This window comes from Arthrobacter sp. PM3 (assembly GCF_003352915.1).
Lineage (GTDB): Bacteria > Actinomycetota > Actinomycetes > Actinomycetales > Micrococcaceae > Arthrobacter.
Genome location: NZ_CP022314.1, coordinates 1255059 through 1270552, shown reverse-complemented (window position 1 = coordinate 1270552; position 15494 = coordinate 1255059). Strand labels below are relative to the sequence as shown.

The window sequence follows — 15494 nt, the reverse complement described above, 5'->3', positions numbered from 1 at the left end:
GTTCAACCTCACCTCTTAGGGTACCGGCCGCTCGGTATGCAAGAATCTGCGTATGAATGCAGATATGCAGATCGATATAGGGAGTCCCTTCGTGGAACTCGCCGTCGAGGTCTTTTCCATGCTGGCAGATGCCACCCGTGTCAGGCTCATCATCGCGCTGGGCGACGGCGAAATGCCGGTGAATGCGTTGGCCGAAAAGGTCGGGAAGCCGGCAGCGGCCGTCTCGCAGCACCTGGCCAAGATGCGGCTGGGCGGGATGGTGGCCACGCGCCAGGAAGGCACCCGCGTGTACTACCGGCTGCAGAACGAGCACGCCCGCGATCTCATCCTGGCAGCCGTCCACCAGGCCGAGCACGCGCTTGGCACGGCCCCGGGGCATGCCTCATGACGCGGCCGGCGGATGCAGTGCATGACCACGGACACGAGCACGGCCATTCCCACGACGACGGTCATGACCACGGCCATTCCCACGACCATGACCATGACCACGCCCACCCCGCCGGCCTGAAGGGCTGGCTGCACGAGGTCTTCGTCCCGCACTCGCACGACGCCGCCGATTCGATCGACGACGCCCTCGAATCGAGTGCCCAGGGCATCCGGGCCGTCAAGGTTTCCCTCGCCGGTCTCGGCGCGACGTCGCTCTTCCAGCTGGTGATCGTGCTCATCAGCGGCTCCGTGGCCCTGCTGGCCGATACCGTCCACAACTTTTCGGACGCGCTGACGGCCGTGCCGCTCTGGATCGCATTCCTGCTGGGGCGGCGGAAGCCCACCCGCACCTACCCGTACGGTTTCGGCCGCGCCGAGGACCTTGCCGGGCTGTTCATCGTGGCCATGATCGCGCTCTCGGCGGTGGTTGCCGCCGTCGAATCGGTCCGGCGCTTCTTCGAGCCCCAGCCCGTGCAGAACCTGGGCTGGGTCCTTGCCGCCGGGCTGGTCGGCTTCGCCGGCAATGAGCTCGTTGCGATCTACCGGATCCGAGTCGGTCGCAGGATCGGCTCGGCGGCACTGATCGCCGACGGCGTCCACGCCCGCACGGACGGCTTCACCTCGCTCGCCGTCGTGGCCGGCGTGGGAGGCGTCTGGCTGGGCTTCCCGCTGGCGGATCCGATCGTGGGCCTGCTGATCTCGGTGGCCATCATGGTGCTGCTATGGGGAACCGTGCGCGACGTCGGGCGGCGGCTCATGGACGGCGTGGACCCCGCTCTCTCGGACAAACTCAGCACCGTTGTCCGGGACCATGCCGACGGCGCCACATCTCGGCTGCGCTGGTCCGGCCACCGGCTGCACGCCGAAATCTCGGTTCCGGTTGGGCCGGACGACGGTATGGCCGACCTCGCCCGGATCACGTCGGGGCTGAAGCAGGGAGCCAAGGCCGCTCTGCCCCACCTTGGCTCCGTCACGGTGGTGCCGCGCATCGGCTGATGGCGAGCGTGCGGGGCCGTGCGCGGTACCGCCCGCTCAGATCCCGAGCGTCGACAGGCTCTGCTGCAGCGTTTCCGCCGAGTGGTGCAGGGAGGCGAGTTCGCCGTCGTCCATGGGTGTGTCCAGAACCTTCAGAACGCCGCCGCGCCCCACGACGCTGGGCAGCGAGAGCGCCACGCCGGAGATGCCGTGCTGGCCGTCCAGCAGGGTGGACACCGGGAGGACGGCATTTTCGGCGCGCAGCAGGGCCTCGACAATGCGGGCCCCGGACAGCCCGATGGCGTAGTTGGTGGCGCCCTTGCCCGCGATCACTTTGTAGGCTGCCTGGGTTACCTCGAGCGCGGTCTCGGCCAGGATTTCAGGGGTGAAGACCTTGCCGCCATCGGCGGTCCAGTTCCGGATCGGCACCGGGCCGATCGTCGCGCCGGACCATACAGGGAACTCCGTGTCGCCGTGTTCGCCCACCATGCTGGCGTGGACGCTGGCCACCGACACGCCGGCCTGCCGTGCCAGCAGCCAGCGGAGCCGGGACGTGTCCAGTACTGTGCCGGAGGAAAAAATCCGTGACGGCGGCAGTCCCGAGATTTTCTGGGCCGCGACCGTCAGGACGTCGCAGGGGTTGGTGACCAGCACATAGACCGCTTCCGGGGCATGTGCCAGCAGTTCCGGCATGAGCGCCTCGAGGATGCGTACGTTGGTGCCCGCCAGGTCCAGGCGCGTCTGGCCCGGGGCCTGTTTGGCCCCGGCAGTGATGACTACGACGTCGGCGCCCTCCGTCGCGGCAATGTCGCCGCCTCCGGTGACGGTGGCGGCCGCGGCGGCAAACTGGGTGCCGTGGGCGAGGTCCAGCACCTCGGCCTCCGCCTTGGCAGCATTGACGTCGAAGAGTGCGACGTGGCTGGCCGAGCCGCGGATCAGGGCCGCGTAGGCGAGGGAGGTGCCGACGCTGCCTGCGCCGACCACCGCCAGTTTCGAACCGCTGTGTCGGGACATGATGCCCTTTCCGGCCGGTGGTCGGCCTAGTTGTCGGGCCCGGACCGGCCGGCCCCTGTCCAGCATCTCGTCGCGCCTGCACGCGGGGCAGGGCCGTAGGACCCTACGGGCGGAGCGTCTCGCGCGCCAACGGTACGAACGTGCCGATATTGGTCTGTACGACGGCGACTGCCCGAATTACACTGGAGTATGCGGCAAAGCGGCACGATCGTGCCTATGGCAATGCCCGTAGCTATGACTGTGGAGGTGCCGGGTGACCAGCGAAGAGACGGCGACGGCGGGCGGGTTTCCGGACAGGCTCGCCGCCGAGGTCCGGGGCCGGCGTTCCGTCCTCCGGCTGAGTCAGCGTGACCTGGCCGAACTGGCCGGGGTCTCCGAGCGCTTCGTCCGGTTCGTCGAGCAGGGCAAACGCACCGTGCAGCTGGACTCGCTGCTCGCGCTCCTGGACACTCTGGGGTTGGAGCTGCTGGTGCAGACACGGACCAGCGCGGCCGCCCGGGCCCTCGCCGGCCGGGCTGCACCCGGTGAGCCGGGTGGCGCTCCGGCGGCGCGGCCGTGAGGCACCGCATCGCCGACGTCTACAAGGCCGGGGTGCTGGCGGCCCGGCTGGAGAGACACGACGGCGGCACCCGGTTCAGCTACCTGCCGGCGTACCTGGCGTCCGGGGGACCCGCCGTCGCGAGTTCCCTGCCGCTGACGGCGGACCCGGTGCTGGCCGGGGCGGGGGCCGCCCCGCCGTATTTCACCGGGCTCCTGCCGGAGGGGCGGCGGCTGAATGCCCTGCGCCGGTCCGTTAAGACCAGTGTGGACGACGACCTCTCGCTCCTCATCGCGGCCGGGGCCAACCCGGTGGGCGACGTGCAGATTGTGGGCCACGGCGAGAAGCTCGACCCGGACGAGCACGCCGTCGAACTCGAGCCCGGAACGCCGGTGGATTTCGATGCCCTGCTGGGCGACTCCGGCCTGATCGACCCGGTGGCGCTGGCCGGCGTGCAGGATAAGCTGTCCGCCGGCATGATCTCCATGCCGGTGGCCCGCGCGGGCCGGCGCTACATCCTCAAGCTCAACGCGCCCGAGTTCCCGCACGTCGTCGAGAACGAATACGTCATGTTCCGCTACGCGGCCAGGCTGCGGATCCCGCTGAGCCGGGTCCAGCTGATCCGCGACGTCGCCGGCCGGCCGGGGCTGCTGGTGGAGCGCTTCGACCGGGTGCCGGTCCACGGAGCGTCGAAAGCGGCGGCGCCGAACGCGGTGCGGCGGCTCGCCGTCGAGGACGGGGCGCAGGTGCTGGCGCTGTATCCGGCGGACAAGTACAACGTGGGCTACGGTCAGGTGTGCCACGCGCTCGCGGCGTACTGCGCGGCGCCGCTGCCGGCGCTGCGGAATCTGGCCCTGCAGGCGGCGTTCGCGTGGCTCACGGGCAACGGGGACCTGCACGCCAAGAACGTGTCCATGGTGCAGCAGCCGGGCGGTGAATGGTCCATCGCGCCGGTATACGACATCCCCTCCACAGTGGTCTACGGCGACAAGACGCTGGCCCTGACCCTGGACGGCAAGCGCACGGGAATCTCCCGGAAGCACTTCCTCGGCTGGGCCGTTGGCCTGGGGCTGGCGGAGCGGGCCGCCGTCCAGGTGCTGGAATTGGCGCTGAAAACCTCAGGGCCGCTGCTGGCGGACCTCCAAGCGGGGGCGGCGTTTAGTTCCGTGACCGACGACGGCGCCTCGCCCTTCTCGATGCCCGTCACCCGGGATTGGCTCAAGGAACTCAAACACCGGCGCAGGCTGATGGAAGGGTGAGGCCCCGGCCTCAGAGGTGCTGGATGCCGGCCCGCTGCATGGCGTCTTTGTAGACCTCCACGTTCTTGGCCAGCAGCTCTTCCTGCTTGGCAGGGGACACGGCGAAGGCGCGGCCGCCGAGCGCGGTAGCTTTGTAAATCTTGACGCCGTGGTTCTTCAGCGAGGAGTGGTAGGTCTTCTCGAAAAGCGTCAGGAAGGAATGGGCGTCGGCGCCGTGGGCAATGACGGCCGATACGCGCTTGTTAATCTTCAGGAACTGGCGGAAGGGCCGCAGCCCGTCCGTCTTCTCCTGGACGTTCAGGGCGGACGAAGCGTCGGGGTCGCGGACCCACGGGTAGGCGTTCCACGGCATCACGTACCGGGGATCCAGCTCTGCGGCCTCGTAGATGGACGTGGCGCGGCGGGCGGCCTCGTCGTCGTTGAAATGCGAGACAAAGCCTGATTCCGTGCCTTTGCCGGGGCTGATATGCAGACTGACGATCCGGCACTCGTCCTCGTCATGGACGGGGTCGATGTAGGGGACCACGGATCCGGGCTTCTTTTCCATCAGTTCGTCGCACAGCTGCGTCACGGCGGCGATGTTCGGCTCCTGCAGCATGGCCTTTTTTTCGTCCCAGTCAATCGTCACGATTTCTCCCTCAGCACTTGGCGTCCAGAATCAGGCGTCTGGTTCCACTCTACGCTTCCGGGGGAGAGCGTGTTTTTGTGGCGTAGGCCAGAGGCTTCCTTCCTCTGGCCACAGTGAGGGGACGGGCGTAGGCTTAAAGCGCCTGCAGGTAACCACTTGATTAAGCCGGGTCGTACTGGACATGAAAGTGTCCGAACCGTCTCATAGCGAGATCGCGAAGGTACCTGCAGGTCTTTCGTTAACCGCGGGTCGCCGTCTGGCGAGTTCGTCGTGCAGGCGAGCAGTCCTGCAAAAATTGCCGGAACGACCGCGAATTTTGGACGCCGCTGCCGCGCTTTATTACGCTGCCTTCGCATCCCTGGTTCTGCCGCGTTTCTGCAGCTTGGCGAGGTGCCGGAGTTCGTGCCGCTGCCCTGCCGTCGCGGGATACCCGGACGCCGCGGGATGTCCCGGCCCCGCCTCCGTCCCCGTCCCCATCCTCGTCCCCGGGAGGGGTGGTGCGGTGGAGTGGTAGGTGTGGCCGGTGGGGGTGGTGAGCTGGAAGGTGTGTCGCTTTCCTGGGCCGGAGTTTGCGGCGATTGGTTGGGCGGTCCAGCCGGGGGCTTCTTTGGTGTGGTTGCAGGCTTCGCAAAGTCCGGCGCCGTTGGTGGCGGTCGTGGGCCCGCCTCCGTGGTGTGGGACGATGTGGTCCAGGTGCCGGATGGGTGCGTCGCAGTAGGGCGTGCGGCACGTGTCGTCCCGGGCCTGGATGAAGCGCCGGAGCCCTGGCGGGAAGATCCGTGCGCGGGAGTCCATGCCGGTCAGTTCTCCGGTGCCGGGGTGGGTGTAGAGCCGGCGGAGCCAGACGGTGTAGGCGGTGTCCTCAGCCCCGGCCTCGGTTCCGGTATCAGGGGGTTCGGGTACGGTATCGGGTTCGGGGCCGCGGGACGGGTCAGCCGAGGGTCTGTCGCCGCCGGGCCCGCTGGTGTTGGGTGGCGGGTGGATGACGTGTCGGGCGGTGTGGGCGGGGATGGTGCCGTAGCCGGGCACGCGGGCCGGTTCGGAGTCGGCCTGGAAGAGGGTGCGGTCGGTCATGACGAGCTGGATCTCGATGCCGGCGATCCCGCCGGGGGTGCCGGTGGTGCGTTCGACGAGGGTGTCGGCCATGACCTGGGCGCGGGTGCGGGGGTCACCGGCGGCACGGGCGGTGTCGGCGTGCCGGGTCAGGGCGTGGTAGACGGCCACGGCCTCGGCGACCGGCAGCAGCGCGGTCAGGTAGGCCATGGTGTCCGGGGCCGGGCGGAGGCTGACGTGGCGTTCGGTGGCGGCGTGTCCGGCCCGGTCGGTGACGGAGACCGGGTCGCGCCGGTAGGCGGCGGCGCGGGCAGCGGCGGTGATGGCCCGGTCGCCGAGTCCGGCCAGGGTCCCGGTGTCCGGGGCGAGCTCGGCGTCGACGGCGGTGCGGTCGGCGGCGGTCAGACAGGCGGTTTCGCGGACCAGGAGGGTGGCGCGCCATTCGTTCAGTGTCCCGGTTTCCAGGGCCGTGAGGGTGTGCGGCATTTCGGTCACGAGGGCTTGGGCCAGGCCCAGGAGCCGGCCGCCTTTGGCGGGGGATTCGCGCCGGGCCAGGGCGATCTGCGCGCCGATCCCGGCCCCGAGTTTCTGTGTGGGGACCCCGGCGGCGGCCTGCTCCCTGCGCTGCAGGACGGCGAACTCGATGGCGAGCCGGGCCTGTTCGGCGGCCGCGGCCGATTTCCAGTCCTCCAATTCGCGGATCCGGTCAATCAGCCTGGCGCTGTCCGTGCCGGCCAGATTCCCCGGGCCGACCGGCGCGGGCCGTGCGTCAGCCACGCTGCGGATGATCTCCGCAGCCACCCCGCCAACCGCTCCCAGGGCCCTTCCGGGCCCCTGCCTGCCGTCCATGAATCAAGTCTCCATCGAGGCACTGACATTAACGTGCCTTCTCCGATCGCTACTGTCTCAAATTCCGGCGCGGGTCCATCATGGAGAACCTGTCAGCCCCGTGTCTCGGCGGTGGCGGGCCGGGGGCTGTCCATCGACCCGAGGGGACCATTCACGATGAGCACATGGTCCAGGACGCCGGCAGCGCCGCGGCGGCGAGCGTCAGGCTCGAGTTCTACGATCAGACCGGCCTGGGCACTTTCACCCGGGCCTGGATCCGGACCTAAGCTTCAAGGGCGTTTACTGCCCTGACCCAAAGGAACCCATGCCAATCAGCAAACAGTCCCTGAAAGACGACGGATTCACGGGTTTCCGGGTGCTCGGGGACCTGGACATCAATCGGATCCCGCAGAAACCCGGGATCTTCGCGGTGCTGCGGCCCGAGGGCTTCGGACCGCAGTTTCTGGCCAGGAGCACGGCCGGTGTCTTCAAGAAGAAGGACCCCACACTCCGGGTGGAAGCGCTCGACGCCGAATGGGTCGACGGTGCCGACGTTCTTTACGTGGGAAAAGCCGGCCCCGGGAGCAAAGGCAACCGCGGGCTGCGGCGGCAGATCCAGGAGTTCGTTGACTTCGGCAAGGGCAAACCGCCCGGTCACTGGGATGGCCGGCTCATCTGGCAGCTCGCGGCGGCCCGGACGCTGATCATCGCGTGGAAAGAGCTTCCCGTCGACCAGCTCAACGGGGCCGAGGCCGCGTACCACGCCGCATTTGTGGATGAGTATGGCCGGCTGCCGTACGCCAACCTTGTCCAGGCTCGGGCCAAAGGCAAAAAACCGGGCGCAGCCTAAACCCCGCCGTAAGTGAACCGCCCCGCCACCAACGTGGCGGCCACCGGCATCGCGGCAAACTCCGTGTCGGAGACCGTCAACGGGTCGGCGTCGAGCACTGCGATATCGGCGGGATCCCCGACCCGGAGCCGGCCGCGGCCCCGGGCCGAGGCCGTCAGGGCTTCCCGCCGCGTGAGCGCCTGTTCCGGATGCCAGGGCCCGCGGCCGTCCTGCCGGGCGCGGGCCGTGGCGGCGGACATGGCGGTCCACGGGTCCAGCGGGGCCACCGGCGCGTCCGACCCCAGGGCGAGCGTTGCACCGGCGGCCACCAGCGAACGCAGCGGGAAGGACCGGTCCGTGCGGCCCGGCCAGTTCGCCTCGGCGGTATCCCGGTCATCGAGGGCATGCGCCGGCTGGACACTGGCGATCACGCCCAGCCGGCTGAAGCGGGCGAAATCCTCGCTCCGCACGAACTGGGCATGCTCCACGCGTCCGGTCACGCCCGCAGCCTCGAACGCGTCCAACGCCACGCGGTTGGCGGCGTCGCCAATCGCGTGGACAGCCGGAACAAACCCTGCCTGCCGGGCCCGGACCAGCAGTGCCAGCAGCTCCGCTTCGCTCACCGTCAGCAGGCCATAGCCGCCGTTAGGGTACGGGTCAACGCAGTAGGCCGTGCGGGTATTGAGCGAGCCGTCAGTCAGCACCTTCAACGGGCCCACGGTCAGGAGTCCTCGGCCGCCGGCGACATCAGCGCCCGTCCGCAGCCCCTCGGCCACGGCCCGGTCCAGGTCCTGCGGATACACCCCGGCCTCGATCCTGAGCGCATCGCAGCCGCCGGCGATCCGCCGCAGCCAGGGATCGCGGTTCCAGGTCATCTCGAAATCCACGATCCCGACCACGCCGCGCGCCGCGGCGGCCGCGGCGGCCGCCCGTACCCACGGATCCACCACGGTGTCCGGGAGGGTACCGAGTTCGCGGGTCAGGCCAAATGCCGGTTCCTCCCGAAGCAGCCCGCTCGCGTCCACCGGGACGCCGTAAGTCCGGGCGGCCGCGGAGTTGAGCCATACACAGTGGAGGTCGTGGCTGATCAGGGCGGTCGGGAGGCCTCCCGTCACACGGTCGAGCAGGTCGAGGCTGGGCAGGTCCGTCCAGATGGCGTCACGGAAACCGACGCCCACCAGCGTCGGGGCCGACGCCGGGCGGGTGGCGCCGCCCTCGCCGGCCAGGCCTGCCCCCGCAAGATAATTTCCAACGACGGCGGCCGCCTCGCGTGCCGAGCCCGCGCCGGCGAGGTCCAGCCGGTTGGAGGTCAGCGCCCATTGCGTCATGTGGACATGCTCATCCCACAGCCCCGGAATGACGTAGCGGCCGTCGAAGTCCACTCCCTGGGCGCCGGGGAGCGACGCGGCGGACTTCCCGGAGGACGGGTTGATGGCGGCCACGAGGCCGTCCCGTATATGCACATCAGAACATATTTCGTCCCCGGGCTGCCTCACGGAAGTCAGCAGGAGGTCGGGCGTGTGGCGGGAGTCGTGCTGTCCTGGCATAGAAGACAGGCTAGGCCTGGAACGCCGTCGAAGCTAAAACTGCCACACGGGACTTTCGCCCCTTACCCCTGTACGGCTCGGCCCGCCAAGCTTAATGTGGGGCGGTTCCTGCACGGCCACTGGGGAGCCATTGTTGGGGGAAGAACCGCTTCATGGATCGCGGTATCGGTCTCGCCGCGGATTGGTGACGGACATGCATTTTGCACTTTCCGGCTCCAGCAGGAAATGGCAGGAGACCACGGCCCAATGACCAACTTCATCGAACCCACCGGGTTGACCGCCCCGCCCGAAACCGCCATGGAGCTCTGACGGTTTCATGCATCACCACTCGGGGGACCCAAAACTCAAAGTTCTCATACGTCTCGACGCCGACGCCGAAACGGCCCGGATCGAGGTACACGGCGTTGTGACGGCCGCAAACGTGCGCGCGCTGTACGTTGTCTGCCGCCGCGTCACCAGCAAGCTCCCCGGATTCGAACTCGTCGTCGACCTCGCCCATGCCCGCGTTTCGGCCCCCGCGATCGACGAGCTCCGTGAGCGGGCCCGTGTCTCGGCGCTATATTCGGGGATCGACGCTTCCGAAATTCCCTGCCGCCTGCGCCTTGTTGACCCGCTCGTCATCCTCAAAGCCAAGGAGCACGTATGAAAGCCCTCGTTTACGGCGGTCCCGGCGAGAAGGCATGGACCGACGTTCCTGATCCCGTCATCCAGAATCCCAGCGATGTGATCGTGAAAGTGGACACCACCACCATCTGCGGCACCGACCTCCACATCCTCAAAGGCGACGTGCCGGCCGTGGCCAAGGGCCGCATCCTGGGCCACGAAGGGGTCGGCACCATCACGGAGGTCGGCGCCTCCGTCACCAGCCTTAAAGTCGGGGACCGCGTCATCATCTCCTGCATCAAGTCCTGCGGACACTGCGCCAACTGCAAAACCGGGCTCTACTCCCACTGTCTGGGGGAGGAAGGCACCTCCGGCATCGGCTGGGTGTTCGGACACCTGATAGACGGAACCCAGGCCGAATTCGTCCGGGTCCCATACGCCGAGAACTCCCTGCATCTCATGCCGGAGGGAGTCAGCGACCAGCAGGCCGTCATGCTTTCGGACATCCTTCCCACCGGCTTTGAGATCGGCGTGCAGTACGGCCGGGTCAAGCCCGGGGACACGGTTGCCGTGATCGGTGCCGGGCCTGTCGGGCTTGCCGCGATCTCCACCGCCGGGCTCTACGGCGCCGCCACGATCATCGCCGTTGACCTCGACGCCAACCGGCTCGAAAAATCCCGCGAATTCGGCGCCACCGATGTGGTCCTCTCCAGCGATGCCGACTGGAAGGACCAGGTGCTGCTCCTGACCGACGGGCAGGGCGTGGACGTGGCCATCGAGGCCGTCGGCGTTCCGGCAACGTTTTCGATGTGCACCGAAATCGTGCGGCCCGGCGGCAACGTGGCCAACGTCGGGGTGCACGGCAAGGCCGTGGAGCTGCACGTCGAAAATCTCTGGATCCAGAACATCAACATCAGCATGGGCCTGGTCAACACCAACACCACCCCCATGCTGCTCAAGCTCGTGGCCCAGCAGAAAGTCCCCGCGGACAGTTTCGCGACCCACCACTTCACATTCGACGAGTTCATGGAGGCCTATGACACCTTCGCCCGCGCTGCGGAGACAAAGGCCCTCAAAGTGGTGATCACGGCGTGAAAGCCTTCATTGTCTACGACTCCGCCTACGGCAACACCAAGGCAGTGGCCGAGGAGGTGGCCGGCGCGCTCGAGGGGCTGGACGCGGCGGCCGTCCCGGTCGGCGACTTCAACCCGGCGGACCTGGCGGCGGGGGACCTCCTCGTCGTCGGAAGTCCCATCAACGGGTGGCGTCCGACGCCGAAGATCACCGCGCTGCTGTCCGGTTTCGGCGCCGACCGGCTTACGGGAGTCAAAGCGGCCGCCTACGATACGCGCCTTCGGATGTTCATCCACGGCGACGCCGCCCGGAAGATCACGCATGCTCTTCGCGCCGGCGGCGCCGACATCATCTCAGAGCCCATGCCGTTCTACGTCGGCGGCACCAAGGGTCCGTTGCGCAGCGGTGAGATCGACAAGGCCGGCAGCTGGGCCAGGACCCTGCTGACTTCGCTGGGGCGGTAGCGGTGCGGCCCCGGGAACGCGGCATCCGGAAGTCCCGCCCAACCGGTCGGGGCAAGCGGCGCATCTGAAAGGACGGCGGCCATGAAAGCAGGCCGGATTGTCATGCTGGTGATCGGCGCGTTGTGCGCCCTGCTCGGTCTGGGACTGCTGGCCGGCGCCGGCTTCGCAGGGTGGGCCAACTACCAGCAGCGCGACGGCAGGTACTTCATCACACAGTCCGTGCCGCTCTCTGCTGATTCGTATGCCCTCACCTCCCCACGGCTGGATGTCATGACCGGGGGCGGACTGCCTGAGGGCACGTCCGTGGAGCTTGCCGGCAGCGTGCTGCTCCGCGGCTCCACCACGGATCCCGGCAAGCAAATCTTCATCGGCATTGCCCCGCGGGCCGACGTCGCGGCGTACATGGCAGGGGTCCGGCACACGGAGGTCGTTGACGTCCGGTTCGACCCGTTCCGCACGATCTACCGCGATGTGGCCGGTTTCAAACCCCCGGAGGATCCGGCGCAGCAGAGCTTCTGGGCCGCGACGGCTTCAGGGCCGGGTGAACAGGAACTCACGTGGAACGTGCGCTCCGGAACATGGGCCGTGGTGGTCATGAACGCCGACGCGAGTGCCCCGGTGGCGGTAAATCTGCAGGCGGGAGCACGCACTGATCTGCTCGGGCCCGTCTTTGTCGGCCTGCTGATCGGCGGCATCGTCATGCTTCTGATCGGGGTGCCGCTGATCGTGCTGGGCGCCGTCGGCCTTGGCCGCGCCGCGGGACACGGGCGCGGCGGGCCGGGCGGCGTGCCTCCCGGCACCGGCCCGGTCCAGCTGGCCAGTGCCGCCGCGCCAGGCTTTGCGGGCGCGGCGGCCGGTCCCGCGGCCCCGCCGGGTCCTCCCTATCCGGTGCCGCCGGTGCCGCCGACGCCCTACGTCTATCCGGCACGCCTCAACGGCTACCTCGATCCGAACCTGTCCCGCTGGATGTGGCTCGTCAAGTGGTTCCTGGCCATCCCGCACTGCGTCATCCTGTTCTTCCTTTGGTTCGCTTTCGGGGTGGTCACCCTCGTGGCGTGGTTCGCGATCCTGTTCACGGGACGCTACCCGCGCTCGCTGTTCGACTTCAGCGTCGGCGTGATCCGATGGAACTGGCGCGTGGCCTTCTACGCCTTCACGGCCATCGGCACCGACAGGTATCCGCCCTTCACCCTGGCCCGGACCAATTACCCGGCGGACTTCGACGTCGACTATCCCGAACGGCTGTCCCGCGGACTGATCTTCGTGAAGTCGTGGTTGCTGGCCATCCCGCATTTGCTGGTCATCGGCTTGCTGACGGGGACGGCGAGGTCCTGGGAGTTCCGCGACGGCCGCTGGGTGCAGGAAGGCCTCGGCATCTCGCTCCTGGGCCTGCTAGTCTTCATCGCCGGCGTGATCCTGCTGTTCACGGGCCAGTACCGGCGGGGCCTGTTCGATCTCCTGCTCGGCCTTAACCGCTGGATCTACCGCGTCATTGCTTACGTTTCCTTGATGCGGGATGAATATCCGCCGTTCCACCTGGATATGGGTCCGGTCGATCCGGGCGACATGCCGGGGCCAGCCCTGGCCGGTCCCGCCGTCGGGCCTTATCCGGGAGCGGCCGCCGGTCCCGCCGCGGCAGCCCCGTACCTTCCGCCCGGCCCTGCATCGTATCCGCCTCCGGGTCCGGCACCATATCCGCCACAGGGCCCGGGCCCGGCCCCCTCGCAAGGGCCGCCGCCCGGTTCCGGCGCCCCCGAAGGCTTCTATGGCATCGGCGGCCCCGCGGCCTCTGTGGGCCCGGAAAGCCAGGACGGCCCCAAGCCACCGGCTGAGCCCGGCGACGCAGGGCCCAAGGGATAATCCCCCGCCGGCCCTTCGGGAACCTAGCCCCTCTTGGCTCGCAGATTGGCCGGAGGCGCCGTCTGCTCGGGGCCGATCTGGTCCAGGGTGTAGCCGTCCGGGTAGACGGCCGCGTTGGCCCTGCCCGGGACAAACGACGGGCTCGTCGGCAGCGGCCGGGCCCTGGCTTTGATGGCCCGTGCCCGGAGGACGGCGTCAAACACGAAGGTCATCGCCGACGGCGCCCGCCTCAGGCCGAGGGCATCGGCCATCTCGGGTTTGTCCATCATCAGGGCCAGGATAACCGGGGCGAAACGGCGGAGCGGTGCCGGGAGCCGGTTTTCCAGCGCCGGGACCGTGGCGGCCAGCAGGGCCGCCCCCTCCGGACTCGGACCCAGATTCGCGGCCTCGTAGTCATCCAGGAAGCGGCACGCCGCGTCGAAGGACTCCGGAACCGGGCCGAGGCCCATCTGGCGGCCCAGTTCGGCGTAGAAGGCGGTGGCCGCAGCTTTCTCGAGGCCGGTCAGCCGTCGCCAGCCGTGAGCTTCCACCCACCGCAACGGCAGGACGAGCAGGGTCATGAGCACGTAGATGAAGTCCTCGGCCGTTCCCGGCACACCCGCATGGACCCGACGGAGCAACCCGATCATGGCGCGGCTTCGCTCGTGGTCAAAGCCGTTGGCAATGATCTCGTGGATCACGATTCCGGTGTCGTAGGAGCGTTTGAGGGGCCGAGCCGCCATTTCGCCGGTCCCCGCCAGCGTCCGGGCGATCGACGGCACCGCGAAATTCCTGTAGTACGAGACGAAGAAACCGGCGTGGATCTCCGCTTGAAAATCGAACAGCACCATGTTCCGGTAAATCGCGTACGGATCCGTTCCGGTCGGAAGTGGCCGCCGGGACGGGTGCGTGAAGCAGTCTGAAATGATGTTGCCGCCTTTCATGGAAGCCGGTTCAGGTCGAGCTGCTTTTCGGCATCGAGCAGGAAGCTGCGCTCGGCCGGAGTCAGGGTTCCGCCAGCTGCGAGTTCTGCATCCCAGACTTCGACGATCATCCGGTGAAGACGCTCCCGGGCAGGGGCGGAAGGGTCAGTTTCCAGGAAACGTTCCGGGCCCGCGTTCCGCAGGATCCGTTCCCGGATGGGTTCGACGCCGGCGAGGGTGTCGCTCTCCCAGCGCGCCTGCCGTTTCCGGCGGGTCCGGCCGGCCACGGCGGGTACGGTCAGGCCTGCCCCCACCAGGATGATGGTAATCATCTCCAGGAGGCTGATGACTTCGTGGGAGGGCACCGGGACGGCCACGAGCGCCGGAACCGGGGCGGAGAGCAGGCCGATCGTGAACCTGACCACCACAAGGATGCCGACGACACAACCCAGGCCGACCATGGTGAACCCGACCTTGAATGACCGGCGCATCCGCGGAATATAACGGAAGCAGGAGAGTGCGACTCCGGCGCAGACCCAGCCCACAAACAGGATCAGCATGGTCGAGAACAAGGCGGCGGGCAGCCGTTCGTGGTAGAGGCCCCAGGAGTCCGTGGTCGTCGTGGGACCCGTCAGGATGAAGAACACCAACTGAAGTGCGAGCGTCACGGTCAACGGCAAGGTGCGGATCAGGAGATGCCGTGTGTCGGCAGGCAAGATCGCTTCAAGCACCGCGCGCCTGAGGTACCAGAGCCCGACGATCATCGAAGAGTTCAGGGCGAGCTTAGCGAGGTTCATGCCGCCGACAAGGTGATCGACCGTGGCATACACGGCCGGCGACATCAGCACTGAGGCGACACCGGCGAACAACGCGGCGAGAAATACGGGGTCGCGGCCGTTCCGCGCGATGGCCGGGATTCTGGCTACGGCGAGGACGAGGAGGGCCGCGGCCATCATGAGCTGGATCATCCAAACACCGTGCCGAAGTTGCCCGGCTGGCCGCCGGTACGGTCCAGGGAGCGGCGGATGCGTGCGGCCAGGCGGTCGGCGAGCAGTTCCGCGGTGACCTCGAACTCGTCGAGGAAATCGGATCGCTTCAATGCCCTGACAACGCGCCCCGGATCGAGGTCCGGGAAGAACGTGGCGGCGTATTCGGCGGACACGACGCCCTGCTCGTGGCGCAGGATCATGTGGGCGAATTCGTGCAGGACAATCTGCTGCCGGTGGATTTCGGAGGCTGCCCGGGCATGCAGGATCAGGTCCAGATGGTCCAGTCCAAACCACAGCCCGCAGACTTTGTCCGTTGCGCCGTCGATGGGGTTGATGACGATCCTGCGGCCCCGCTGCTGTTCGAGGTGTCTCTGGATTGACGCTAGCGATACCGGCTCGGCGAGTGACAGTCCTGCCTCTGCTGTCCGTGCCCGCGACCGGGCGGCGTCGTAGTCCATGTAACCGAGTCCTTGGCTGTTGATCGGGCGTCAGCCTGGACACCTTC

The 15494-nt window shown here is 68.1% G+C and carries 16 protein-coding genes; 9 read left to right on the top strand and 7 right to left on the bottom strand.

Features of this window, described 5'->3' with window-relative positions; all coding sequences use genetic code 11:
- Positions 1-52: 52 nt before the first annotated feature.
- Complete coding sequence (locus CFN17_RS05865) at positions 53-388, top strand: metalloregulator ArsR/SmtB family transcription factor (RefSeq protein ID WP_208750404.1); 336 nt, start codon at positions 53-55, stop codon at positions 386-388.
- Positions 385-1422, top strand: a complete 1038-nt coding sequence (locus CFN17_RS05860) for a cation diffusion facilitator family transporter (RefSeq protein ID WP_208750403.1) — start codon at positions 385-387, stop codon at positions 1420-1422. The genes CFN17_RS05865 and CFN17_RS05860 overlap by 4 nt, the downstream gene beginning before the upstream one ends.
- A 36-nt stretch (positions 1423-1458) precedes the next feature.
- On the opposite strand, the gene CFN17_RS05855 is transcribed toward CFN17_RS05860, so the two are convergent.
- The gene (locus CFN17_RS05855; RefSeq protein ID WP_208750402.1) at positions 1459-2415 is read right to left on the bottom strand and encodes an L-lactate dehydrogenase; all 957 of its coding nucleotides are present in this window, start codon (positions 2413-2415) and stop codon (positions 1459-1461) included.
- A gap of 253 nt (positions 2416-2668) precedes the next feature.
- Here CFN17_RS05855 and CFN17_RS05850 point away from each other — a divergent pair, with 253 nt between their 5' ends.
- Positions 2669-2974: a type II toxin-antitoxin system Y4mF family antitoxin gene (locus CFN17_RS05850; RefSeq protein WP_208750401.1), complete on the top strand. Its 306-nt coding sequence runs from the start codon at positions 2669-2671 to the stop codon at positions 2972-2974.
- On the top strand, positions 2971-4212 hold the full coding sequence (locus tag CFN17_RS05845; RefSeq protein ID WP_208750400.1) for a type II toxin-antitoxin system HipA family toxin: 1242 nt from the start codon (positions 2971-2973) through the stop codon (positions 4210-4212). Before CFN17_RS05850 ends, CFN17_RS05845 begins: the two co-directional genes overlap by 4 nt.
- A gap of 10 nt (positions 4213-4222) precedes the next feature.
- Here CFN17_RS05845 and CFN17_RS05840 read toward each other — a convergent pair whose 3' ends face one another.
- Together CFN17_RS05840 and CFN17_RS05835 are read right to left on the bottom strand one after the other, a co-directional pair.
- Positions 4223-4840, bottom strand: a complete 618-nt coding sequence (locus CFN17_RS05840; protein ID WP_208750399.1) for a uracil-DNA glycosylase — start codon at positions 4838-4840, stop codon at positions 4223-4225.
- A gap of 339 nt (positions 4841-5179) precedes the next feature.
- Positions 5180-6742, bottom strand: coding sequence for an HNH endonuclease signature motif containing protein (locus CFN17_RS05835; protein WP_208750398.1), 1563 nt, complete (start codon positions 6740-6742; stop codon positions 5180-5182).
- A 304-nt stretch (positions 6743-7046) separates the two neighbouring features.
- Here CFN17_RS05835 and CFN17_RS05830 point away from each other — a divergent pair, with 304 nt between their 5' ends.
- A complete protein-coding gene (locus CFN17_RS05830; RefSeq protein ID WP_208750397.1) occupies positions 7047-7571 on the top strand; it encodes a hypothetical protein in 525 nt (174 codons plus the stop codon).
- Here CFN17_RS05830 and CFN17_RS05825 read toward each other — a convergent pair.
- Positions 7568-9097, bottom strand: a complete 1530-nt coding sequence (locus CFN17_RS05825) for an amidohydrolase (RefSeq protein WP_208750396.1) — start codon at positions 9095-9097, stop codon at positions 7568-7570. The two genes, CFN17_RS05830 and CFN17_RS05825, sit on opposite strands and share 4 nt — an antisense overlap.
- 406 nt (positions 9098-9503) lie before the next feature.
- On the opposite strand from CFN17_RS05825, the gene CFN17_RS05820 reads away from it, so the two are divergent.
- From CFN17_RS05820 to CFN17_RS05805, 4 genes are all read left to right on the top strand, one after another.
- Positions 9504-9743: a hypothetical protein gene (locus CFN17_RS05820; RefSeq protein WP_208750395.1), complete on the top strand. Its 240-nt coding sequence runs from the start codon at positions 9504-9506 to the stop codon at positions 9741-9743.
- Complete coding sequence (locus CFN17_RS05815; protein WP_208750394.1) at positions 9740-10795, top strand: zinc-dependent alcohol dehydrogenase family protein; 1056 nt, start codon at positions 9740-9742, stop codon at positions 10793-10795. Before CFN17_RS05820 ends, CFN17_RS05815 begins: the two co-directional genes overlap by 4 nt.
- Complete coding sequence (locus CFN17_RS05810; RefSeq protein ID WP_208750393.1) at positions 10792-11238, top strand: flavodoxin domain-containing protein; 447 nt, start codon at positions 10792-10794, stop codon at positions 11236-11238. The genes CFN17_RS05815 and CFN17_RS05810 overlap by 4 nt, the downstream gene beginning before the upstream one ends.
- Positions 11239-11319: 81 nt before the next feature.
- Positions 11320-13098: a DUF4389 domain-containing protein gene (locus CFN17_RS05805; RefSeq protein ID WP_208750392.1), complete on the top strand. Its 1779-nt coding sequence runs from the start codon at positions 11320-11322 to the stop codon at positions 13096-13098.
- Between the two features lie 23 nt (positions 13099-13121).
- Here the strand turns inward: CFN17_RS05805 and CFN17_RS05800 are convergent, their stop codons facing one another.
- The 3 genes from CFN17_RS05800 to CFN17_RS05790 form a co-directional block, all read right to left on the bottom strand.
- Positions 13122-13928: an oxygenase MpaB family protein gene (locus CFN17_RS05800; RefSeq protein ID WP_261792386.1), complete on the bottom strand. Its 807-nt coding sequence runs from the start codon at positions 13926-13928 to the stop codon at positions 13122-13124.
- A gap of 89 nt (positions 13929-14017) precedes the next feature.
- Positions 14018-14968: a hypothetical protein gene (locus CFN17_RS05795; RefSeq protein ID WP_208750391.1), complete on the bottom strand. Its 951-nt coding sequence runs from the start codon at positions 14966-14968 to the stop codon at positions 14018-14020.
- Complete coding sequence (locus CFN17_RS05790; protein ID WP_208750390.1) at positions 14965-15447, bottom strand: hypothetical protein; 483 nt, start codon at positions 15445-15447, stop codon at positions 14965-14967. Before CFN17_RS05790 ends, CFN17_RS05795 begins: the two co-directional genes overlap by 4 nt.
- Positions 15448-15494: the final 47 nt, after the last annotated feature.